Consider the following 23448-nt stretch of genomic DNA (forward strand, 5'->3'; position numbering starts at 1 on the left):
ATAGTTCCATGAAAAATTCCTCAGCGGAGCAGCAGGTCTGCCAGGGCGAAGGCGAAGAGGGCCACCGCCACGAAGCCGTTGGCGGTGAAGAAGGCGCGGTTGACCTTGGAGAGGTCGTGCGGTTTGACGACCGCGTGCTCGTAGGCGAGGGCGATCGCCACGACCGCGAGGCCGATCCAGTAGATCCATCCGAAGCCGGTCAGGGCGCCGAACCAGGCGAAGGCGGCCCAGGCGATCGCGTGGGTCACGGTGGAGGCGTGGAGGGCGACCTTGACGCCCCAGCGGGCCGGGGTGGAGTGGACGCCGATTTCGCGGTCGATGTCGATGTCCTGGCAGGCGTATATGAGGTCGAAGCCGCCGATCCAGAGGCCAACGGCCGCGCCGAGGACGATCGAAGGGGCCGAGCCCTCGAACGTGCCCGTCACCGCGAGCCACGCGCCCACCGGGGCGACCATCTGGGCCAAGCCAAGGATCGCGTGCGGGTAGTCCGTGAACCGCTTCGCGTACGGGTAGACGATGAGCGGGGCGACGGCGAGCGGGCTCAGCGCCAGGCAGAGCGGGTTCAGCAACCAGGCCGAGGCGAGGAGTGCCACGAGGCTGACTCCGCAGCCGATGTAGGCGGTCTTCAGCGAGACTCTGCCGGTGACGAGTTCCCGCTTCGCGGTGCGCGGGTTCTTCGCGTCGATCTTCCGGTCGATGATGCGGTTGGCGGCCATCGCCAGGGTTCTCGCGCTCACCATCGCGACGGTGACCAGGACGAGGACCCACCAGCTGAAGGCGTCCTCCAGGGTCATGACCGTCAGGGTCGAGAGGTACGCGAAGGGCAGGGCGAACACCGAGTGCTCGAAGGCGACGAGCTTCAGGAAGTCCTTGACGTGGTTGGGCTTCGGGGTGAGGGTCTCAGTCAAGTCCGTACTCTTTCCAGCGGCGGTCGACGGACGCTTTGACTGCCGAGCTCATCTGCATCGCCTCGGGCCAGCCGCGCGTGTAGCCCTCCTCGGGCCACTTCGCGGTCGCGTCGATGCCGGCCTTGCCGCCCCAGAACTGGTGGTAGGAGGCGTGGTCGAGGTGGTCGACGGGGCCTTCGGTGAGGAGCAGGTCCCGCGAGTAGTCCACATTGCCCAGTGCGCGCCAGGCGACCTCGCGGTAGTCGTGCACGTCGCAGTCGGCGTCCACCACGACGATGAGCTTCGTCAGGCTCATCATCTGCAGGCCCCAGATCGCGCTCATGACCTTCTGCGCCTGCTTCGGGAACTTCTTGTCGATCGAGACGATCACGCAGTTGTGGAAGACCCCGGCCGCAGGCATGTCGTAGTCGACGATCTCCGGGATCATGATCTTGACGAGCGGCAGGAAGATCCGCTCGGTCGCCTTGCCCAGCCCGTGGTCCTCCTGGGGCGGGGCCGAGGTGATGATCGTGTGGTAGATCGGGTTCTGGCGCATCGTCATCGCCTCGATGTGCATGACCGGGAACGGCTCCACTGGCGTGTAGAACCCGGTGTGGTCGCCGAACGGACCCTCGGGCAGGCGCTCGCCCGGCTCGGCCCAGCCCTCGAGCACGATCTGCGAGTTCGCCGGAACCTGGAGCGGGACGGTGAGGCAGTCGACCATCTCGACGCGCTCGCCCCGCAGGAAGCCCGCGAACAGGTATTCGTCGATGTCCGGCGGGAGCGGCGCGGTCGCGGCGTACGCCATCACCGGGTCCGGGCCGATCGCGATCGCCACGGGCAGCCGCTCGCCGCGCTTCTCGGCCTCGGCGTAGTGCGAGGTCGAGTTCTTGTGGATCTGCCAGTGCAGGCCGATCGAGCGCTCGGTGTGCTGCTGGAGCCGGTAGAGGCCGACGTTGCGCTTGCCGGTCTCGGGGTGCTTGGTGTGGGTGAGCCCGAAGTTGTGGAAGACGCCGCCGTCGCCGGGCCAGACCTGGAGGCCCGGGAGCATGTCCAGGTCGACGTCGTCGCCGGTGAAGACCACCTCTTGGCACGGGGCCTTGCGGATCTTCTTGGGCGGCACGGACTTGAGCTGCATGAGCTTGCCGAGGCCGTCGCGGATGCCCGCCCAGCCGACCGGCAGCTCGGGCTTGGCGAGGGCGCCGATGCGGTCGCCGATCTCGTTGAGGGAGTCGACGCCGAGGGCCTTGGCCATGCGCGCCTCGGTGCCGAAGAGGTTGATCGCCACGGGGATGTGGCTGCCGGCCGGGTTCTCGAAGAGCAGGGCCGGGCCGTCCTCGCGGATCACCCGCTGCGTGATCTCGGAGATCTCGAGGTGCGGGTCGACCTCGGCCTTGACGCGCTTGAGGTCGCCGTCGGCTTCGAGGGCGGCCAGGAACGCCTGCAGGTCTTCGTACGGGAACTTGGGTGCCACGGAGTTCATTCAACCACCCGCCCGCGGTCACATTTCCGGGCTCTACTTCGACCTGGTGATGGCGGGCACTGCACCTGTGAGGTACATTACGATACGGTACCGTCTCGTTTCGAAAAGGCGTAGGCTCGAGGCAACACCACGATACGAGCGGGGTACGACAACCCCGCCGGTCGAACACCAGCGCGCCCCGGGCCGAGCCCGCCGCGCGCGAGCCGCGGTCGGCGCCGCGGCGAGACATCGCCAAGATGCACTGACTCTCTGAAACACAGAAACGGAAACCCTGTGAGCGACACCCGTTCCGAACCGACCCCTGAAGTCGAGGACCAAGGCCACCCCCGCCGGTGGGCCATCCTCGGCGTCCTGGTCATCAGCCTCATCGTCGTCGTCCTCGACAACACCGTCCTCAACGTCGCCATGAAGACCCTGGCCGCGCCCGCGCCCGAAGGCGTCGAGGCCAGCCAGAGCGACCTCGCCTGGATGATCAACTCCTACACCCTCGTCTTCGCCGGACTCCTCTTCGCCTCCGGCATCATCGGCGACCGCATCGGCCGCAAGCGCATGCTCATCGGCGGCCTCGTCGTCTTCGGCCTCGCCTCGCTGCTCTCCGCCTACGCCAGCACGCCCGACCAGCTCATCTGGTACCGCGCCCTCATGGGCGCCGGCGCCGCCGTCATGATGCCCTCCACCCTGTCGCTGCTGCGCAACGTCTTCTCCGCCAAGGAGTTCCCCAAGGCCCTCGGCATCTGGACCGGCGCGGTCGGCATCGGCGGCGCCATCGGCCCGATCGTCGGCGGCGCGCTCCTCGAGCACTTCTGGTGGGGCTCGGTCTTCCTCATCAACGTGCCGATCGTCGTCTTCGGCATCGTCGCCGTCTCGATCCTCGCGCCCGAGTCCAAGGGCAGCCAGGCCAAGGCCGACTTCGTCGGCATGGCCCTCTCCATGATCGGCCTCGTCAGCCTCACCTACGGCATCATCGAAGCCGGCGACTCCGGCTCCTGGTCCGGCATCGAAGTCTGGGGCACCATCGCGCTCGGCGTGATCGTCCTCGTCGGCTTCGTCCTGTGGGAGAAGCGCATCCCGCACGCCTCGCTCGACATGAACCTCTTCAAGAACACCCGGTTCTCGGCCTCCTCGGCCATCATCACCCTCACCTTCTTCGGGATGATGGGCCTGATGTTCTTCATGACCTTCTACCTCCAGCTCCTCAAGGGCTACACCCCGCTGGAGACCGGTCTGCTGTTCCTGCCGTTCGGCGCCTCGATGCTCGTCTTCGCCCCGCTCTCGAACACCCTCGTGCAGCGCTTCGGCGCCAAGACCGTCGGCATCGTCGCGATGCTCCTGGTCATCACCAACTTCACGGTCACCGCGCTCGTCTTCGAGGCCGACACCCCCGTCTGGGTCGTCATCGTCCTCTTCCTCATCACCGGCGCCGGCATGGCCAACCTCATGCCGCCCGCGATGAACACGCTGATGTCCTCGGTGCCCAAGGAGAAGGCCGGCGTCGGCTCCGCGCTCGCCAACACGCTCCGCCAGGTCGGCGGCGCACTCGGCGTCGCCGTGCTCGGCACCGTCATGGCCCAGGCCTACCAGTCCCGCATCGGCGACGCCGCCCCGCAGCTGCCCGACGCCGCCCGAGAGTCCTACGCCGCCACGTACGGCGCCCTCGAGAGCGGGGCCCTCCCGGCCGACGCCGCCGCAGCCGTCACCAGCGCGGCCGACAGCTCGTTCATCGACGCCCTGCACATCACCGCGTTCTCGGCCATCGGCGTCGCCCTCGTGGGCCTCGTCATCATCGCGCTCTTCTTCCCCGGACGGCAGCGCCGCGAGACCGAGACCCCTGCGGAGGCCGCCGAAGCCGCCCTCATCGAGGCCTAGGGGAGAATCGGGCCATGCCTGCCGAGCTCAGCGAGACGCCGACCGTCCCGGACCATGCCGCTCCGGACAGCGCCACCGGCGCTGCCGGCGACACTGCCCCCGGCGGCGCCGCGGCCCCGGCCCCCAACAAGGGCCGGCCCCGCAGCGAGGCGGTCAGCCAGGCCATCCTGGAGGCCACCCTCGACCTCATCGCCGAGTACGAGAACGTCACCGAGGTCAGCGTGGAGGCCATCGCGGAGCGCTCCGGCGTCTCCAAGGCCTCCATCTATCGGCGCTTCTCGGCCAAGGGCGAGATCATCGCCGCGGCCATGGAGAGCGTCAAGGCCCCGCTCCCGGCCGACATGCCCCGCACCTCGCTGCGCGACGACCTGATCCACCTGGCGCACAGCATGACCCGGGTCGTCGACCCGCGTGACATGAAGGTCGTCAAATGCATGATGCTGGCGGTCAACGACCCCGACTACCAGCATCACCACCACCGGTTCGTCGAGCACCGCCGCAAGTTCGTGCGCGACACGTTCTCGTACTGGATCGACCGCGGCCAGGCCCGGCCCGATCTCGACCTGCACCTGGCCGTGGCCATGTTCATCAGCCCGCTGCTGACGATCTACGTGTACGGCCAGTACGCCGACGTCCAGGCGCCCGACACCATCGAGCGCCTCGTCGACTCCTTCCTGAAGGGGATCGGCACCGCGCTGGCTTCTTAAGGCGCGCAAACGTATCGCGGCCTTCACGATCCGCCGATCGTGAAGGCCGCGTCCGTTCCTCCGACCAGATGCGACCGGGCCCCGCCGTCCCGCGGGGCCCGGTCACCGGAAGGAACCGAGGATCTGGTCTAGGGGGCCCGGCTCACCGCCTCCCGGCGAGCCGGGCCGTCGTTCCGCCTTAGTTCGCCGGCAGGAGCTCCGCGCTGTGCTTCTTGGTTCGCGGAGCTCCAAGGCCGACTAGTTGACCGGCGGGTAGGCGTTCTCCAGGAGCTCCGCGAACTGCTCAGAGGACCAGTGGCCCGAGAGCGGCATGTTGTCGCGAGAACCGGAGGGGTTGTTGCCGTTGCGGATGTTGCCCTGGTAGTCGGGGTCGCACATCTCGTCGAAGCCCTTGCCCTCGTCGTTCGGGATGTACTGCGAGGAGCCGTCGGACTCGCCCGGAGGCTTCATCCAGACGTAGGCGTCGATGCCCGGCTCGGGCGAGACGGTCGGGCGCTCACCGAGGCCGGCGCCGGCCTGGTTGCACCAGTTGCCCTTGTTGTAGCGCTGGTCGATCCGGGACTCGTCCACGAAGGTGATCGGGTCGTTCGAGGTCGACGGGCCGGTCGGGCGGTAGTCGCCGCCCCAGCCGTTGCGGCTGGTGTCGATCAGCATGCCGATGTTCGAGTTGAAGCCGTTGTCGATCAGCTCTTCACGGAGTGCCGTGGCGAAGTCGATCTCGCCGTTGTAGGCGTTCCAGTCGACCCACTTGACGTCGCCGTTCTGGTTGAGCGGCTTGCCGCCCACGTTCTGGTTGACCTCCCAGTAAGGCTCTTCCAGCACCGAGAAGTTGGCGGTGTTGGTGATGAAGCCGTGGACGTCGTCGGCGGTCATGCCGTTCATGCCGATGAGGTCGCCGTACAGCGCGGCCGAGGCGTGGAAGTTGTCGTACTGCGGGTCGTCGTTCGTCCACCCGATCCAGCCGTGGTGGCCGACGTCGAGGTAGTTGTACGTGTTCGACAGCGAGCCCAGCTCGGAGACGGCGTAGGAGATGCCGTCCTCGTAGTTGCCGTTGGCCTTCATGGTGTTGCAGTTGTCCGTCTGGGTCGCGCGCGGCGAGACGTTGGTGACGAGGTTCGGCAGCGAGTCGACTTCGATGACGTTGACGATCCTGAGGTCGGCGTACTTCGCCTGGCCCATGATGTCGACGATCGGGTCGATGTACTCGCTCTTGTAGACGTCGATCTGGTCCGCCGCCAGCTCGCCGTTGGAGGCGAGCGCCGCGCAGTCGCGGCCGGGCAGGTTGTAGATGACGAACTGGATGACGTCCGCGCCCTGCTCGAGGGCCTCGTCGAGGTGGTCCTCGATGCCCATGCTGCCGGTGGTGGGGGAGCCGTTGCCGTAGATCGCGGAGCGGCGGTCGATCCAGACGCCGGTCGGCTGGTCGGCGATCGCGTCGCCGCCCGGCTCGGCCGCGGCGTTCGCGGACCAGATCGGGTTGACATAGGCCTGCGCGCCCGCGTACGGGTTGTCGACCTTGTCGCCGCCGCCCGGGTCCTCAGTGGGCGTCTCGGACGGCGTCTCGGTCGGCGGGGTGGTCGGGTTCGACGGGCCGTTGCAGACGTCGCCGTTCACCGTGAACTGGCCCGGAGTCGCAGAGGACCCGCTCCCGATGAAGCCGAAGACCTCGCGGCTCTGGCCGGAGCCGATGCTGGCGTTCCAGCCGACGTCCTTGCCGGTGAAGCCGGTCCCGCTCTGGGTCCACCCGACGTTCCACGCGTTGGAGACGGTGGTGCCGGCCGGGAAGTTCCACTTGATCTCCCAGCCGTTGATCGGCTCGTCCGCGGTGATGACGACGTTGGCCTGGAAGCCGCCGCCCCACGAGCTGACCACGTTGTAGTCGACTTCGCAGCCCTCTTCGGCGAGTGCCTGGTTCGCCGAAGCGAAGGTCAGACCCGTCGCGGCGAGCGCGCCGACGGCGACGCTCGTGAGCGCGAGTCTCCTTCTCCTTCGAGAAAGTTGCATGTTTCGATTTCCTTCGGGGTTGATTGGCCACGTCACGCGGCCCGGAACGGGTGCCCATCCAGGGAAGCGCTCCCAAGATGTGCATTGATAATCTCCGATATATTGATGAACTGTCAAGAGGTCGCCCAGGAAAATTCCCTCCTGAGGCGTGTTCGGCCAACGCTTTCGAAGGCGGTCGCCAGATTGGCAAGCGCTTGAATCAGTGAAAACGCTCCCGCGCGGAACCGGACGGGTCCCTTAGAAAAACTTTGGCGCACAACCGTCCCTCGAGTCCGCATTGTGGACGCGCGGCGGCGGGGCCGCGCCATGCGCGGCCCCGCCGTCTTCATGCGGGCGAAGTGCCGGTTCGCCCTCTACCTGCCGGACAGACGAAGTGGTCAGTTCACCGGCGGGTAGGCGTTCGCCAGGAGCTCTGCGAACTGCTCGGAGGACCAGTGGCCGGAGAGCGGCATCTCGCCCCGCGCCCCGCTCATGTTGAACCCGTTGCGGATGTTGCCCTCGTACGCGGGGTCGCACATCTGGTCGAAGCCCTTGCCCTCGTCGTTGTCGATCGGCTCTGAGGCGCCGTCCGACTCGCCCGGGGGCTTGATCCACACGTAGGCGTCGATCCCCGCCTCGGGCGCGACCGTCGGCCGCTCGCCGAGGCCCGCGCCGGCCTGGTTGCACCAGTTGCCCTTGTTGTGGCGCTGGTCGATGCGCGACTCGTCCACGAAGGTGACCGGGTCGGTCGACGCGGACGGACCGGCCGGCCGGTCCGGGCCGCCCCAGCCGTTGCGGCTGGTGTCGATCAGCATGCCGATGTCGGCGTTGAAGCCGTTCGCGACCAGCTCGTCGCGGAACGCCGTCGAGAAGTCGATCTCGCCGTTGTAGGCGTTCCAGTCGACCCACTTGACGTCGCCGTTCTGGTTGATCGGCTTGCCGCCGACCACCTGGTCGACCTCCCAGTGCGGCTCCTCGAGCGGCGAGTAGTTCGCCGTGTTGGTGATGAAGCCGTGCACGTGGTCGGCCGTCATGCCGTTCTCCCCGATGAGCGACCCGAAGGTCGCCGCCGAGGCGTGGAAGTTGTCGTACTGCGGGTCGTCGTTGGTCCACCCGATCCAGCCGTGGTGGCCCGCGTCGAGGTAGTTGTAGGTGTTCGGCAGCGCGCCGAGTTCGGCCGCCGCGTACGAGACGCCGTCGATATAGTTGCCGTTGGCCTTCATCGTGTCGCAGTTCGGGGTCGCGGTGGCCCGCGGCGAGACGTTGGTGACGAGGTTCGGCAGCGAGTCGACCTCGATGACGTTGACGATCCGCAGGCCCGCGTAGGCCGGGTCGCCCTGGATCGCCACGATCGGGTCGATGTACTCGCTCTTGTAGCGGTCGATCTCGTCGGCCTTGAGTTCGCCGTTGGAGGCGAGGGCGGCGCAGTCGCGGCCGGGCAGGTTGTAGATGACGAACTGGATGACGTCCGCGCCTTGGGCGAGGGCCTCGTCGAGGTGGTCCTTGAGGCCCATGCCGCCGGTCGTGGGGGAGTCGTTGCCTTCGATGGCGCTGATGCGGTCGAGCCACACGCCGGTCGCCTCGTCGGCGATGGCCGCGCCGCCGGGCTCGGCCGCGGCGTTCGCGGACCACAGCGGGTTCACGTAGACCTGCGCGCCCTCGTAGGGGTTGTCGACCTTCGCCTGGGCGATGCCGGCGTCGTCCGGCCGTTCCTGCGCTCCGGCGCTGCTGAGCGCGACGGTGCTGACCGCGGCGGCGGCGAGCGTCGCCGCCGCGAGGGCGCCCAGGCGCTGCTTCCTTCGGTTGAGTGTCATGTGCCTTCCCTTGATCGTCGGGCGTTGACAGAGCAGCCGGTCGGCGAGCGCGGCGAAGCCGCGCTGACGGGCCTGCTCTCAGAGGAGGCTCCGTGCGTACCGGGTGGACACGGAAGCGCTCCCAAACTTTACATCGAAGTTTGCCTATGTCTCACTGTGATGTCAAGGGTCTCGATCCCGGAGAATCCAGATTTTTCCCTTTGGCGGCAACTATGGCGACTCACGGTATTAGCCCGACTTCAGAAAGTGAACAAATGCCCTCAATGGAACAAATCCACTCCACATTGGAAATGATCATGCCCGGGCGGCGAAAAAGCCCGCGCCCCCTCCTGCTCATGCGGGCGGCGGCGCGGGCTCGAAAGTTCCGCGGCGTCGGGGCCAGGCACGCGAAAAGCCGGTACCGGGCGCGTCCTTCCTCGGCCGTGTGCGGACGTGGGGCGCTGCGCGGGACCGGCTTGTGCCGGACGGTCGTTCAGTTCACGGAATCGCGGTCGCTGAGGCGGCCGCGCGTTACGGCTGGGCTAGCAGGGCACTGCCGTTAACTGGGCACTGCCGGACTCGAAGGTGGCCTGGGCTCCAGAATCACCCTCGAGCAGGGCCCGCACTTCCGACTCGCGGAACCGACGGTGCCCGCCCGGTGTGCGTATGCTCCCGATCCGGCCTGCGGCGGCCCAGCGCGTCACGGTCTTGGGATCGACTCGGAACAGTGTGGCCACTTCGCCTGGTGTGAGTAGGCGGTCCTCGGTCTCCATGATTTCTTCCTCCCCGTGATGAAGACTCACTTCGTGCGTTAAACCCATTACACCACTATTCAGTCAAACCTGCCATGAGTTCTTGGACATACTTTCGGCTGGTAGGTATTGCCTGAAAGTACCACGCGTATGGCAACGACGCTCTGGGCTGAATCCGACGCTCTAGGAGTACGCGGGTATGAGGTAGGCACAGGGCGCAAGTGGCAACTCTGGTTATCCTCGACGAGTGGACGAGATCGACCAGACCATCGTGAACCTTCTGCGCACCGACGGGCGTACCTCCTACGCCGAACTGGCGCGGAGGGTCGGTCTCACCGCGCCCTCGGTGCAGGACCGCGTCACCAAACTGGAGAAGAACGGCGTCATCGCCGGCTACCGCGCCGTCATCGACTCCGAGGCCATAGGGCTCGGCATCACCGCGCTCATCGGCATCATCCCCGACAACGCCGCCGACCATCACGACATCTGCGAACGCCTGCGCGCCATTCCGCAGATCGAGTCGTGCTATTTCCTCGCCGGCGTCGAGTGCTATCAACTCAAGGTGCGGGTGCCCAAGATGGGCGATCTCGAACGGCTCATCCACCGCGTCGGCGCGATTCCCGGTGTGGCCCAGACGCGCACCACCATCACCCTCTCGACCAAGTGGGAGGACCGGCCCCAGCCCGTCCCGTACGAGCAGGAGGACTGAATGCGCTCCGTCGACCGGGCACGCCCGCGGCAGTGGACCAACTGGGCGATCACCGCGGTGGAAGCCGATGCGAACCGCTCGGCCGACACCCACCTGCTGCCCTTCCCGCTGCCCGCCGAGTGGGGCGTCGACCTCTACCTCAAGGACGAGTCGACCCACCCGACCGGCTCGCTCAAGCACCGGCTCGCGCGCTCATTGTTCCTCTACGCCATCTGCAACGGCTGGATCGACGAGGGCACGCCGGTCATCGAGGCCTCCAGCGGCTCGACCGCCGTGAGCGAGGCGTACTTCGCGCGCATGCTCGGGCTGCCGTTCACCGCCGTCATGCCGGAGTCGACGAGCGCCGCCAAGATCGCGCTCATCGAGTCGTACGGCGGCAAGGCGCACCTGGTGCGCGAGGCCGGCGAGGTCTGCGCCGAGGCCGAACGGCTCGCCGCCGAGACCGGCGGACACTTCATGGACCAGTTCACGTACGCCGAGCGGGCCACCGACTGGCGCGGGAACAACAACATCGCCGAGAGCGTGTTCGAGCAGATGCGGCTCGAGCGGCACCCGGTCCCAGCGTGGATCGTGGTCGGCGCGGGAACGGGCGGGACCTCGGCGACCATCGGGCGGTACGTGCGGTTCCGCAAGCACGCCACCAGCCTGTGCGTGGTCGACCCCGAGCACTCGGCGTTCTTCGACGGGTGGCGCGAGGGCGACCCCGAGGCGACCGCGGAGCGCGGCTCGCGCATCGAGGGGATCGGGCGGCCGAAAGTCGAGCCGTCGTTCATCCCCGAGCTCGTGGACCGCATGGTGAAAGTGGACGACGCCGAGTCGATCGCGTGCGTGCGCTGGGCCTCGGCGCGGCTGGGACGGCGCCTCGGCGGTTCGACCGGGACCAACCTCGTCGCGGCGCTCGCGCTCATCGCGGAGATGCGCGAGGCCGGGCGCGGCGGCAGCATCGTGACCCTGCTGTGCGACTCGGGGCAGCGGTACGGCGGCACCTACTTCGACGACGACTGGGTCGCGGCCCAGGGCATCGACCTCGACGCGGCGAGAGCGAGACTCGCCCCGCTGCTGCCGGCCTGACGGGGGCCAGTGCGCCGCCGCCTGCCTGAGGGCGAGACTCGCACCACTTCCGCCAGCGTGAAACCGCTGTCTTGTCAGTCCCCCGCGCCAAAGTGGAGCCCAACGGTCCCCTGGGTGGGTGGGGGTTGGGGATGGTACTCGGCCTCAGGTAGTAGCCGCCCGCCGCTCAGGTCTTGTGCGAACGTTTGCCTTGAGGCTACGATGCTCCAAAACACATCGAAATGTATAAGTATGTAAAACCTTTGGCGCACCCGGCACCGCTCGAGGTCCTTCGCAGGGGCTCGCGAACCGCGCGATTCTGAATCGTTTCACCGCCGCGTGCCCTTCTTCGAAGGAGCAGACATGACCCATCCGTCGGACCACCCGAACCCCTTCGGCGCCAAACTCTCCCGCCGCTCCCTCGGCCTCCTCGCCGGGCTCGGCGCGGGCGCCGCCACGGGCGGCCTCCTCGGCGCGGGCACCGCGGGCGCCGCCTTCACCCCCGGCACCTGGTACGTCCTCCAGAACCGCTATAACGGCCTCGCCCTCGAGATCGACGGCGCCTCGACCGCCAACGGCGCCAAGCTCGTCCAGCGCCAGCGCAGCTACGCCGCCGCCCAGCAGTTCCGCTTCGTCGACGCCGGCGGCGGCTACTACCGCATCGAGGCGCGCCACTCCGGTCTCGCCCTCGACGTCTACGCCAAGTCCACCGCCAACGGCGCCGACATCGTCCAGTGGACGGGCAACGGCGGCACGAACCAGCAGTGGCAGATCATCGACGACGGCACCTGGCTCCGCTTCGTCAACCGCAACTCCGGCAAGGCCCTCGACGTCTGGGAGTGGAACATCGCCCTGGGCTCGCGCCTGTCCCAGTACGACAACGGCGGCGGCCAGAACCAGCAGTGGAAGCCCGTCCCCGCCGACGCCGCGCCCGCCTCCGGCAATCCGACGATCTACATCGCCTCCGACTCCACCGCCCAGACCTACAACTCCTCGGCGTACCCGATGACCGGCTGGGGCCAGAAGCTCGGCGTCTTCATGGACGCCAACACGCGCATCGCCAACCACGCCATCGGCGGCCGCTCCTCGCGCTCCTTCATCGAGCAGGGCCGCCTCACCACGATCCTCAACGCGATCCAGCCCGGCGACTACCTCTTCGTCCAGTTCGGGCACAACGACGCTAGCACTGGCAACCCCGAGCGCTACACCTCGCCCGCCGACTACAAGATGTACCTGCGCGACCACTACATGGCCGGGGCCACCGCCAAGGGCGCGATCCCGGTGCTGCTCACCCCGGTCAACCGCCTCGACTACAACACCTCGACCGGCCAGTTCAACGAGTCGTTCGCGGCCTACGGCGCGAAGGTCCGCGAGCTGGTCGCGGAGACCGGCGTGCGCTTCATCGACCTCGGCGCGCGCTCGCGTTCCTACCTCAACCTCATCACCCCCGCCAAGGCCCAGGCCGAGGTGTTCATGCACCTCGCGGTCGGGGAGTACCCGAACTACCCGAACGGCCTCGCCGACTCCACGCACTTCCACGAGTACGGCGCGACCCAGATGGCGCGCCTGGTCTCCGAGGGCGCGAAGGCCCTCGGCGGCGCCCTGGGCCCCCACGTCCGCTGATCCGCACCGGCGGGTCCGCGGCGCCGCCCTCACGGGCGCCGCGGACCCGCAACCCTCCGGAATCCCACCGGGCTTCTCACATGTATCGACATGTATTGACTTTTCAAGTTCCACTCGGTACGGTCCCTCTTGGTAGTAAACGCTTGCCCCGCAATCGACCGCCGAATTGAAACGATTCATATCATCGTGATCTACCACGATTCGGTCCCCTTGCCCGGCGGGCACCCTCCTCCTCTCACTACGGAAGTGACCATGAGGCCCACAGCTCCTCCTCCGGCCTCCCGGTGGCGCCGCACCCTAGCGGTGCTGGCGGCCGGGGCCACCGCGCTCGCGGGCGTCCTCACCGCGGGCGCCCCCTCACAAGCCCAGGACGACGGCATCACCGTCTACCTCGCCTCGGACTCCACCGTCCAGACCTACGACCCCTACTGGGAGCCGCAGGCCGGATGGGGCCAGGTGATCGACCGCTACTTCGACGAGAACGTGCGCGTAGAGAACCACGCGATCGGCGGCCGCTCCTCGCGCTCCTTCATCGAGCAGGGCCGCCTCGACGCGATCCTGAACGAGATCCAGCCGGGCGACTACCTGTTCGTCCAGTTCGGCCACAACGACGCCACCGCCTCGGTCCCCGAGCGGTACACCTCGCCTGACGACTACAAGAGGTACCTGCGGGACCACTACATCGCGGGCGCGATCGAGAAGGGCGCCGTCCCGGTGCTCGTCACGCCCGTCTCGCGCCGCAGCTTCAACGCCGAGACCGGCCAGTTCAACGTGTCCTTCGGCGACTACGTGAACAAGGTCTACGAGCTCCACGAGGAGACCGGCGTCGCCATGGTCGACCTCTCGGCCTCCTCCCGCGCCTACCTCAACGAGATCGGCCCCGAGGAAGCCAAGTCGGTGTTCCTGCACGTCCCGGCCGGGGTCTACCCGAACCGGCCCAACGGCACCGCCGACGACACGCACTTCCAGGAGTACGGCGCCATCCAGATGGCCCGCCTGGTCGCCGAGGAGACCGCCACCCTCGGCCTCCCCTTGAGCGAGCACGTCGTCGACGTCGCGCCCCCGGCCTCGGTTCCGGCCGCGCCCACCGGACTCAAGGCCGCCACCGTCGCCAACGCCAGCGTGACCCTCAACTGGAACACCGCCGACGACGCCGACATCTACCGCGTCTTCGTGCGCGAGCCCGGTGGCGCATGGCGCCTCGGCTCCACCGCCACGGTGGGCGTCGGCCGCGTCTCCGGCCTCAAGGAGGACACGGCCTACGAGTTCGCCGTCGCGGGCGTCAACGGCAAGGGCGAAGGCGGGAAGTCCGCGTCCCTCACCGTCACCACCGCGACCGCCGGCTTCAAGTACGACTTCGGCCCGGCCTCGCAGACCGTGGCCCCGGGCTACACCGAGGTCAACCGCGGCACCGCCTACACGGCCGAACGCGGCTACGGCTTCACGACCGACATGTCCACCGCGATCGACCGCGACCGCGGCGTCACGACCGACCCGGTCGGCAGCGACTTCGTGGCCTGGTTCGGCGGCTCCTACGACTTCGCCGTCGACGTCGCGGACGGCCTCTACACCGCCCGCGTCATCACCGGCGACTACGTCGGCTCGGCGCGCGCGAACGTCAAGTTCGAGGGCGTCGACTACGGCGCGGCCAACGCCGCCTCGAGGTCGATCCTCACCAAGGACTTCGAAGGCATCACCGTCGAAGACGGCCAACTCGACATCAACATCTCCGGCCAGACCGGGCACCTCAACGGCCTCGAGCTCACCCGCATCGGCGACGTCCCCGGCGGCGGGAACGAAGGCCCCGACGAGCCGTGCACCGAATGCGCCGAGCAGATCGAGAGCCTCGACCGCGCCCCCGTCGCCGTCAGCGTCGAAGGCGGGAACTTCCTGAGCTGGCGCAGCCTCGCGCTCGACCCGGAAGGCCTGGCGTTCAACGTCTACCGCGACGGCCGGCTCATCACGCCCGAGCCGACGCAGCTGACCAACCTCACCGACCAGGGCGGCACCGCGAACTCGACGTACTGGGTCGCCACCGTCGCCGAAGGCGTCGAGACCGGTTACACCAAGGCCTTCGAGGTCTGGAACGACCAGTACATCGACATCGACATGGAGCGACCCGAAGGCGGCACGACCCCCGACGGCGTCGCGTACACGTACGCGCCGAACGACGCGGCCGTGGCCGACGTGGACGGCGACGGCGTCTACGAGATCATCCAGAAGTGGGACCCGTCCAACTCCAAGGACAACTCCCGCAGCGGCTACACCGGCAACGTCTACATCGACGCGTACACCCTCAGCGGCGAACGCCTGTGGCGCATCGACCTCGGCAGGAACATCCGGGCCGGGGCGCACTACACGCAGCTCGTCGCCTACGACCTCGACTCCGACGGCAAGGCCGAAGTCGCGCTCAAGACCGCCGACGGCACCGTCGACGGCGAGGGCAACGTCATCGGCGACGCCGCCTCGGACCACCGCGGCACCGACGGCCGCGTGCTCAAGGGCCCCGAGTACCTGACGATCTTCAACGGCCAGACCGGCGCCGCCATGGAGACCGCCGACTGGGCGCCCGCGCGCGGCGACATCTGCTCGTGGGGCGACTGCTACGGCAACCGCGGCGACCGCCTCATGCTCGCCGTCGCCTACCTCGACGGCGTGCACCCGTCCCTGATCACCAACCGCGGCATCTACGCCAAGACCGAGATCACCGCCTGGAACTGGGACGGCGACAACCTGCCGCAGCTGTGGAACTTCAGCTCCGACCGCTGGGGCGGCAAGTACGCGGGCCAGGGCAACCACCAGATGTCCATCGCCGACGTCGACGACGACGGGCGCGACGAGATCGTGTTCGGCGCCATGACGATCAACGACGACGGGACGCCGCTGTACTCGACCGGCCTCGGCCACGGCGACGCGCTGCACGTCTCCGACTTCGACCCCTCCAACGAGGGCCTGGAGATCTTCAGCCCGTTCGAGTGCATGTCGTGCTCGGGCAACAAGGCCGGCGCGTTCCGCGACGCCGACACCGCCGAAGTCCTCTGGTCCATCCCGGGCACCAAGGACACCGGCCGCGGCACTTGCGGCGACATCGACCCGAACTACGCGGGCGCCGAATGCTGGGCCGTCTCGACCACCGGCGCGTGGAACGCCCGCGAGGGCGCGCTGCACGCCGCCGACGGCACCCTCATCGGCACTTCGATCCCGTCGGCGAACTCGATGGTCTGGTGGGACGGCGACCTCGGCCGCGAGATCTTCGACCACGAGTTCAACGAACCCGACTACGTCCCGGTCTACCCGTACATCGCGGAATGGGACCACGAGACCGGCGCCCAGGAGGAGATCTTCACCCCCGAGGGCGTCGACACCAACAACGGCACCAAGGGCAACGCGGTCCTCACCGGCGACCTGCTCGGCGACTGGCGCGAGGAGGTGATCCTGCGCAAGGAGTCCAACGACGGCGTGCGCCTGTTCACCACCACGATCGCGTCCGACCACGCCCTGCCGACGCTGATGAACGACCCGCAGTACCGCCTCGCCGTGTCCTGGCAGAACGTGTCCTACAACCAGCCGCCGTGGCCGAGCTACTTCATCGGCTACGACATGGCGGCCCCCGAGCTCGAGACCGTCGTCTCCGGCCCGGGCCGCGACACCGCCGCCGCGCCGTACGCGACAGCGTCCTGCGAGATCGACTACAAGGTGGCCGCCGACTGGGGCGACGGCTTCGTCGTCCAGATCAAGATCACCAACACCGGCGACACGGCGATCGACGAGTTCGACCTCGCCTGGAAGTCCGGCGGCGTCACCACCGTCGAATACGACTGGGGCGGCACCATCGCCATCGACGGCGACTCCATGACCGCCGACCCGGCCTTCTGGAACTTCCCCCTGAAGCCCGGCCACACCAAGCAGATCGGCTACCAGGGCACCGGCGACCCGCACGACCCCGGCATGTTCCTCATGAACGGCCAGGTCTGCGCCACCGCATGACCCCCGACTGAACAAGGGACGGCCCGGACGCATCGCGTCCGGGCCGTTTCACTTGTCCGGCTGGGGTTTGTGGAGGCGGCCGGGCTCGTAGGGGATCGGGGTGCGCTCGTAGAGGTCGATGGCCTTGCCGCGCAGGGAGGTCGCCGTCCAGGAAGCGGCGAGGAGCATCATGACGTTGAAGATGTAGAGGAAGACGAGGAGGCCCACGGCCGTGGTGACGGCCTGGTAGGCCGGGCGGTCGGAGACGTGGAGGACGTAGATGCGGCCGGCCGTCTTCAGCAGCTCCATGCCGATCGCGACCGCGACCGAGGCCCACACGACCCGCCGCAGGGGCATGACGACCCGGGGAAGGGCCTGGAGCAGGACCATCGCGAGCAGGGCGTTCGCGATGAGGCCCACCAGGACCGAGACGGCCCGCACCACGGTCGCCAGGTTGCCGGTGGCCTCGTCGAGCTCGAACCTGGCGAGCACCCACTCCGCGCCGGCGGTCGCGCCGATCGTGATGAGCAGCAGCGTCGAGATGCCGATGAGGATCAGGAAGTCGATCGCCCACCGCAGGAACGGGTTCCCCGGCTGCGCGTCGAGGCCCCAGATCTGCCGGATCGCGGCCCGCACCGACTGCACCCACGCGACCCCGGCGACGACGAGCGCGACCGACGCGAAGATCGTGACCGACTTGCGGGAGTCCTCGAGGACCCCGATGTCGATCACCGGCAGGTTCGTCGAGAGCCAGTCCTCCACGGACCGGTAGATCTCGGGGAAGTTGAGCAGGTACCCGAAGATCGCCAAGGCCAGGAGCGACATCGAGAACGCCGCGAAGAACGCGTAGTACGAGATCGCGGCGGCCAGCTGGCCGCCGTGCACCTCGCCGTACCGCTCGCCGGCGCGCCACGAGTGGTCCACCAGGTTGGACCGCTTCCGAGCCCTCAGGAGCACGCCGTCCCACCAGGCCCCCAAGTCAGGGAACTTCACGAACCGATTCTGCCAAAGCCGCGCGCGCTCCGGCGGCCCGACGCGTCAGCCGCGCCGTAGGCCAAGTGCTGCCGTAGTTGATACCATATGAACTATGAAGCAGGCGTCGACGTATCTGACAGAGGACGAGCTGGCGCAGCTCGACCGGCACGCGCGCGCCCGCGGTATTTCGAGGGCCGCGATGATTCATGAGCTGGTCACCGATTACCTCAAGGAGCGGGCGGTGCGCCCGAAGCGTGTGTCGACCTTTGATTTCGGTGGACCGGTATCGCGTGAAGAGCGTCGCCGGATCATCGGCGAGGCGTATGAGAACCGGGCCGACCGCCGGTGATCATCGTCGCCGACACCTCAGCGCTGCTGGCGGTCTTCAATCCTCGGGATCCTGACCACGGGCGTTGCGCGGAGCTGTTCAATTCGACGAGCGGATTCGTGTACTCCCCGCTCGTCTTTGCCGAACTCGACCATCTGATCCGGGCTCGGGTTCACTACGGTGCTGCTAAACAGGCCTATGAGGACCTGATCGAGCGGGTGGCCGGCGTCGGAGCGACCGACTACGTCGGCCAGCTGTCGATTGAGGATTACCTCTCGGTTCGCGAACTCCGTGGCAAGTACGACGACATGGAGCTGGACCTCGCCGACTGCTTGGCGGTCGCCCTTGCGCGCGACTGGGAGACGAATCAGATTTTCACCCTTGACGAGACGGACTTCCGGCGGTTGGCGCCGCTTCCTGGTGGCGACTCGGGGTTCGACTTCTTCCGGATTCTCCCGACCGACCTCGATTGACCGTCAGTCGCGGATGACCCAGGCGTCGGGGTCTTCGAGGAGTTTGGTGACGGAGGTGGGGAGGTCGTCGTTGGCGACGGCGGCGAGGGAGACCGATTCGAGGATGTGGCGTTCGGAGACGCGCAGGGCGATCCACACGTTCGTCATGGCGGCGGCGGTGCCGGTGTAGGCGATCTGCTCGGGGCGTTCGCCGCGGACGCCGACGAGGGGGCCGTCGACGGCGCGGATGACGTCGGCGAGGCTGATCTCGTCGCCGGGGCGCGCGAGCTGGTGGCCGCCTTCGGATCCGCGCTTGGAGGTGGCGATGCCGCCGCGGCGCAGCTGGAGCAGGATCGATTCGAGGAACTTGCGGGGGATGCCCTGGTCCTCGGCGATCTGCTCGGCGGAGACCCACCGCTCCCCGTACCCGGCGAGGGCCACGGCGGCCCGCAGTGCGTAGTCGACGCGGGCGGACAGGCGCATGAGGACTCCTTCGGGATCAATCGTGCGGTCGTACCGACTCTATCCTCTGCAAGCGGCTTCTCCCTTGGCTCACGGCCGGTCTGTGAGCGACGGCGGCTCAGTCGTCGATGAGCAGCCGCAGATACGCGGCGGTCTCGGCCGCGGCGAGGTCAGCGTCGCCGGCGATGATCGCCTCGATGGCGCGCGAGTGGTCTATGTGGGGCTCTTCGGCGAGGTTCGGGCCGAGCCCGGCCCGGACGGTCTCGCGCAGGGAGTCGGCGAGTTCGGAGTACAGCTCGGCGAGGAGCTTGTTGTGGCTCGCTTCGGCGACGGCCTGGTGGAGGGCGATGTCGGCCGCTATGAACGACTCGGTGTCGTTGACCTCGTGCGTCGCTTCGCGTTCGGAGAGGAGGATGCGCAACCGGGTGATGTCGGCTTCGTCGCGGCGGTGGGCGGCGAGGCGCGCGGCCTCGACCTCGAGGCCGCGGCGGACCTCCATGGCGTCGGAGGCGGGGCTGGCGGCGATGCGGCGGCGCACGGCCGCGGTGACCTCGCTGCGGCCGACGACGAACGTCCCGGCGCCCTGGCGGATCTCGAGGAGCCCGGCGTGGGCGAGGGCCCGCACGCCTTCGCGGATGGTGTTGCGGCCGACGCCGAGGAGCTCGGCGAGTTCGCTCTCGGTGGGGATGCGCGAGCCGAGGCCCCACTCGCCGTCGCTGATCTGCTGGCGCAGCTGCTCGATCACCTGATCGACGAGGGCGGACTTGCGTGTCGACTGCAATGCCACTGACGGACCTGACCTCTCCGGAGCGTCCATGGCCAGCGGGGGCCGCCATGGGGGGTGCGTGTTTCCCAACACTAGGAGGATTAAAGCAGACAGCCGCCGCGATACCGTTGACAGGCCGTCAATTCATCCTATGAATTGTCTCCATCCTATCGCAGCAGCTCAGCGTCCACCACGAGTGCCGCGAACTCTTGGATAACGGTTACCGCCCCTCACCGGACCACCGCCCGCCTCCCGCCGCCCGGAAGGAGCCGTCCGCGTGACGACGACCGACGCCACCGCGATCGAAGACCAGCAGGCCGACGCGGCGCACCCCGCGCCCGCCCCGCACGCCGAGACCGCGGACCCCCTGCCGCCGCGCACGGCGGTCGCGGTCGGCTGGGTCCTGGTCGCCGGGATCGTCCTCGCCGCGTTCAACTTCCGCACCGCCGTCACCAGTGTCGGGGCGATCCTCGCCGAACTGCGCGCCGGCCTCGGCATGTCCGAGACCGTCGCCGGGCTGCTCACCACCCTCCCGGTCCTCGCCTTCGCCGGCCTCGGCGCCCTCGCCCCGCGCCTCGCCCGCCGCTTCGGCCCCCGCGCCCTCCTCACCGGCGCGCTCCTGACGATGAGCCTCGGCCTGATCGCCCGCGCCTGGGCCCCGAACACCGCGCTGTTCCTCCTGTTCAGCCTCATGGCCCTCGCCGCCGGCGCGGTCGGGAACGTCGCCGTGCCCGTGATCGTCAAGCGCTACTTCCCGAACCGCATCGGGCTCATGACCACCGCCTACTCCACGACGCTCGCGGCCGGGGCCGCCGTCGCGGCCGCCGCCACCGCCCCGATCGACCACCTCGCCAGGGACTGGCGCATCGCGATGGCCGTCTGGGCCGTCCCCGCGCTGGTCGCGATCGTCCCGTGGCTGCTGTGGCGGCCCGCGCCCGCCGCCGCGGGGGTCGCGCCGATCGGCCGCCTCCACGGCGTGCGCCGCTCGCGCCTGGCCTGGATGATGCTGCTGCTCTTCGGCTGCCAGTCGGCCATCGCCTACATCCTCATGGGATGGACGACCACGATCCTCGCCGCCGACGGGATGACCGCGGCCGCCGCCGGGTCGATGCTCGGCCTGCTGACCATCGTGCAGATCCCCGTCTCGGTGATCGTCCCGATCCTCACCGTCCGCTGGGGCCCGCGCCCGGTCTTCCTCATCCTCATGGCCTGCTACCCGCCCGCGATCGCCGGCCTCTGGATCGACGGCGGGGGCGCGCTCACCTGGCTGTGGATGGCGCTGTTCGGCATCGGCACCTCGGTGTTCCCGCTGGTGCTCACCCTCTTCGGGCTCCGCGCCCGCACGCCGGCCGGGACGAGCGCGCTGTCCTCGTTCGCCCAGTCCGGCGGCTACCTCATCGCCGGGGTCGGGCCGCTCGCGGTCGGCTGGGTCTACGGCCTCACCGGCTCGTGGTCGGTCCCGTTCGGGTTCGTCGCCGCGCTGACCGTGCTGCTGTTCTGCAGCGGCCTCTACGTCATCCGCGAGCGCTACATCGAGGACGAGCTCGACGAAGACTGAATAGCGGGACGAACCCGCCGAAACGGGCGGACCCGCAAGCCAGGACGAAGCTTCCTCGTGACACGATAGTGCTGTGGACCACACTGAGGTGGCATGCGGGAGGCGGATATGACCAACGAGGTGCTGTGGCTGCCGCGGCCTGACGCGGTGGAGACGACGAACATCGGGCGGTTCGGCCAGTGGCTGTCCCGCCGCGAGGAGCGCGACCTCACCGGCTATCCGGCCCTCTGGCGGTACTCCGTGGAGCGCCTGCGCCCGTTCTGGGGCGCGGTCTGGGAGTACTTCGGCCTCGGCGCCACGGTCCCTGAGCACCGCGTCCTCGCCGACGAGACCATGCCCGACACGGTGTGGTTCCCCGACGAGACCTTCAACTACGCCCGCGCCGTCCTCACCGCGCCCGGCGTGGACGAGGACGACGTGCTCGTGCGCGCCTACTCCGACGCCCGCGAACCGGTCGAGTGGACTCTCGGCGAGCTGCGCGAGGCCGTCGCCCGCGCCCGCGCCGGGCTCGTCGCCCACGGCGTGCGCCGCGGCGACCGCGTCGCGGCCTGGATGCCGAACATCCCCGAGACCTACGCGCTCATGCTCGCCACCGCGAGCCTCGGCGCGGTCTTCTCCAGCTGCGCCCCCGAGTTCGGCGCGAAGGCCGTGCTCGACCGCTTCGCGCAGATCGAGCCCAAGGTCCTCGTCGCCGTGGACGGCTACAAATACGGCTCCAAGACCGTCGACCGCACCGCCGAGGTCCGCCGCGTCGCGCGCGGCCTCGAAGGCCTCGGCTCGCTCATCACCCTTCCGTACCTCGGCACGGCAGCACCCGAGGGCGAGACCTGGGACCGCTTCTGCGCCTACGACGAAGGGGTCGCGTTCGAGCCCCTCACCTTCGACCACCCGCTGTACATCCTGTACTCCTCGGGCACCACCGGCCTGCCGAAGGCGATCGTGCACTCCCACGGCGGCATGGCGATCGAGCACGCCAAGATGCATTCGCTCCACCACGACCTCGGCGTAGGGGACCGCTTCTTCTGGTACTCCACGACCGGCTGGATGATGTGGAACTACCTGATGTCGGCGCCGATCGTGGGCGCCGGGATCGTCATGTTCGACGGGGCGCCCGACCCGGCCGGGATGTGGCGCCTCGCCGAGGCGTCCGGCGCCACCTACTTCGGGACGAGCGCGCCGTTCCTCATGGCCTGCCGCTCAAGGGGCATCAAGCCGATGGAGGAGGCCGACCTCTCCCTGATCCGCGGCATCGGCTCGACCGGCGCCCCGCTCCCGGCCGTCGGCTTCGACTACGTGTACGAAACGGTCAGCGAGACCGCGCAGCTTCAGTCCCTTTCGGGCGGCACCGACCTGTGCACCGGGTTCGTCGGCGGCGCGCCCACCGTCCCGGTCTGGCGCGGCGAGCTCTCGTGCCGGTGCCTCGGCGCGGACGTGCAGTCCTTCGACCCCGAGGGCCGGCCCGGCATCGGACGCGAAGGCGAGCTCGTCATCGCCTCGCCGATGCCCTCGATGCCGGTGGGGCTGTGGGGCGACCCGCTCAAGCACCGCTACCGCGACACGTATCTCACCGACTTCCCCGGGATCTGGCGGCACGGCGACTGGATCACCATCACCGACCGCGGCTCCGCGGTGATCTCGGGCCGCAGCGACGCCACCCTCAACCGCGGCGGCGTGCGCATGGGCACCGCCGAGTTCTACGCCGTGGTCGAGGCGATCGAGGGCGTGGCCGATTCCCTGGTCGTGCACCTGGACGATCCCGGCCAGGACCGGCTGCTGCTCTACATCGCCTGCTCCGAGGGGGCCGAACTCGACGACGACCTGCGCCGCCGCATCAACGCCGCCCTCCGCGAGCAGCTCTCGCCGCGCCACCTGCCCGACGAGATGCGGCAGGTGCCCGCGATCCCGCGCACGCTGAGCGGCAAGAAGGTTGAGGTCCCCGTCAAGAAGATCCTCAAAGGCGTGCCCGCCGAGGAGGCGATCGCCCGCGACGCCCTGGCCAACCCTGACGCGCTCCAGGCCTTCCTCAGGCCTTGGCCGAAACCTGAGTGACAAGGGACGCTCAATAACCCGATTTCCTTACGCGGCAAG

General features: G+C 68.6%; 18 protein-coding genes. 10 read left to right on the forward strand and 8 right to left on the reverse strand.

Annotated features, from left to right (window positions below; genetic code table 11):
- Positions 1 to 20: 20 nt before the first annotated feature.
- Positions 21 to 908: a menaquinone biosynthesis prenyltransferase MqnP gene (gene mqnP / locus J5V16_RS14165; protein ID WP_208496999.1), complete on the reverse strand. Its 888-nt coding sequence runs from the start codon at positions 906 to 908 to the stop codon at positions 21 to 23.
- On the reverse strand, positions 901 to 2361 hold the full coding sequence (locus J5V16_RS14170) for a menaquinone biosynthesis decarboxylase (RefSeq protein WP_307792962.1): 1461 nt from the start codon (positions 2359 to 2361) through the stop codon (positions 901 to 903). The genes mqnP and J5V16_RS14170 overlap by 8 nt, the downstream gene beginning before the upstream one ends.
- A 282-nt stretch (positions 2362 to 2643) precedes the next feature.
- On the opposite strand from J5V16_RS14170, the gene J5V16_RS14175 reads away from it, so the two are divergent.
- On the forward strand, positions 2644 to 4236 hold the full coding sequence (locus J5V16_RS14175; protein ID WP_208497001.1) for an MFS transporter: 1593 nt from the start codon (positions 2644 to 2646) through the stop codon (positions 4234 to 4236).
- A gap of 14 nt (positions 4237 to 4250) precedes the next feature.
- Positions 4251 to 4943, forward strand: coding sequence for a TetR/AcrR family transcriptional regulator (locus J5V16_RS14180; protein ID WP_208497002.1), 693 nt, complete (start codon positions 4251 to 4253; stop codon positions 4941 to 4943).
- A 237-nt stretch (positions 4944 to 5180) separates the two neighbouring features.
- Here J5V16_RS14180 and J5V16_RS14185 read toward each other — a convergent pair whose 3' ends face one another.
- From J5V16_RS14185 to J5V16_RS14195, 3 genes are all read right to left on the reverse strand, one after another.
- Complete coding sequence (locus tag J5V16_RS14185; protein WP_208497003.1) at positions 5181 to 6947, reverse strand: glycoside hydrolase family 6 protein; 1767 nt, start codon at positions 6945 to 6947, stop codon at positions 5181 to 5183.
- Positions 6948 to 7324: 377 nt separating this feature from the next.
- Positions 7325 to 8740 carry a glycoside hydrolase family 6 protein gene (locus tag J5V16_RS14190; RefSeq protein WP_208497004.1) on the reverse strand — a complete coding sequence of 472 codons (1416 nt, stop codon included), beginning with the start codon at positions 8738 to 8740 and terminating at the stop codon, positions 7325 to 7327.
- A gap of 521 nt (positions 8741 to 9261) precedes the next feature.
- On the reverse strand, positions 9262 to 9492 hold the full coding sequence (locus J5V16_RS14195; protein WP_208497005.1) for a BldC family transcriptional regulator: 231 nt from the start codon (positions 9490 to 9492) through the stop codon (positions 9262 to 9264).
- Positions 9493 to 9718: 226 nt separating this feature from the next.
- On the opposite strand from J5V16_RS14195, the gene J5V16_RS14200 reads away from it, so the two are divergent.
- The 4 genes from J5V16_RS14200 to J5V16_RS14215 all read left to right on the forward strand — a co-directional run bounded on the left by J5V16_RS14200 (position 9719) and on the right by J5V16_RS14215 (position 16840).
- Positions 9719 to 10180, forward strand: a complete 462-nt coding sequence (locus J5V16_RS14200) for an Lrp/AsnC family transcriptional regulator (protein WP_208497006.1) — start codon at positions 9719 to 9721, stop codon at positions 10178 to 10180.
- Entirely contained in the window at positions 10181 to 11251 is a 1071-nt protein-coding gene (gene cds1, locus J5V16_RS14205) for an L-cysteine desulfhydrase Cds1 (protein WP_208497007.1), read from the forward strand.
- Positions 11252 to 11593: 342 nt separating this feature from the next.
- Complete coding sequence (locus tag J5V16_RS14210) at positions 11594 to 12853, forward strand: RICIN domain-containing protein (RefSeq protein WP_208497008.1); 1260 nt, start codon at positions 11594 to 11596, stop codon at positions 12851 to 12853.
- A gap of 252 nt (positions 12854 to 13105) precedes the next feature.
- Positions 13106 to 16840, forward strand: a complete 3735-nt coding sequence (locus J5V16_RS14215; protein ID WP_208497009.1) for a rhamnogalacturonan lyase family protein — start codon at positions 13106 to 13108, stop codon at positions 16838 to 16840.
- 48 nt (positions 16841 to 16888) lie between these two features.
- On the opposite strand, the gene J5V16_RS14220 is transcribed toward J5V16_RS14215, so the two are convergent.
- Positions 16889 to 17812, reverse strand: coding sequence for a YihY/virulence factor BrkB family protein (locus tag J5V16_RS14220; protein WP_208497010.1), 924 nt, complete (start codon positions 17810 to 17812; stop codon positions 16889 to 16891).
- Between the two features lie 94 nt (positions 17813 to 17906).
- On the opposite strand from J5V16_RS14220, the gene J5V16_RS14225 reads away from it, so the two are divergent.
- The gene (locus tag J5V16_RS14225; RefSeq protein WP_208497011.1) at positions 17907 to 18143 is read left to right on the forward strand and encodes a ribbon-helix-helix domain-containing protein; all 237 of its coding nucleotides are present in this window, start codon (positions 17907 to 17909) and stop codon (positions 18141 to 18143) included.
- Positions 18140 to 18595, forward strand: coding sequence for a type II toxin-antitoxin system VapC family toxin (locus J5V16_RS14230; RefSeq protein ID WP_208497012.1), 456 nt, complete (start codon positions 18140 to 18142; stop codon positions 18593 to 18595). The genes J5V16_RS14225 and J5V16_RS14230 overlap by 4 nt, the downstream gene beginning before the upstream one ends.
- A 3-nt stretch (positions 18596 to 18598) precedes the next feature.
- Here the strand turns inward: J5V16_RS14230 and J5V16_RS14235 are convergent, their stop codons facing one another.
- Positions 18599 to 19057, reverse strand: coding sequence for an RrF2 family transcriptional regulator (locus J5V16_RS14235; RefSeq protein WP_208497013.1), 459 nt, complete (start codon positions 19055 to 19057; stop codon positions 18599 to 18601).
- A gap of 97 nt (positions 19058 to 19154) precedes the next feature.
- The gene (locus J5V16_RS14240) at positions 19155 to 19823 is read right to left on the reverse strand and encodes a FadR/GntR family transcriptional regulator (RefSeq protein ID WP_208497014.1); all 669 of its coding nucleotides are present in this window, start codon (positions 19821 to 19823) and stop codon (positions 19155 to 19157) included.
- Positions 19824 to 20079: 256 nt separating this feature from the next.
- On the opposite strand from J5V16_RS14240, the gene J5V16_RS14245 reads away from it, so the two are divergent.
- A complete protein-coding gene (locus J5V16_RS14245; RefSeq protein ID WP_208497015.1) occupies positions 20080 to 21360 on the forward strand; it encodes an MFS transporter in 1281 nt (426 codons plus the stop codon).
- 93 nt (positions 21361 to 21453) lie between these two features.
- A complete protein-coding gene (locus tag J5V16_RS14250) occupies positions 21454 to 23409 on the forward strand; it encodes an acetoacetate--CoA ligase (RefSeq protein WP_208497016.1) in 1956 nt (651 codons plus the stop codon).
- The last annotated feature ends 39 nt before the right edge of the window (positions 23410 to 23448 follow it).

The organism is Glycomyces niveus, assembly GCF_017592475.1.
GTDB classification, from domain to species: Bacteria; Actinomycetota; Actinomycetes; order Mycobacteriales; family Micromonosporaceae; genus Glycomyces; species Glycomyces niveus.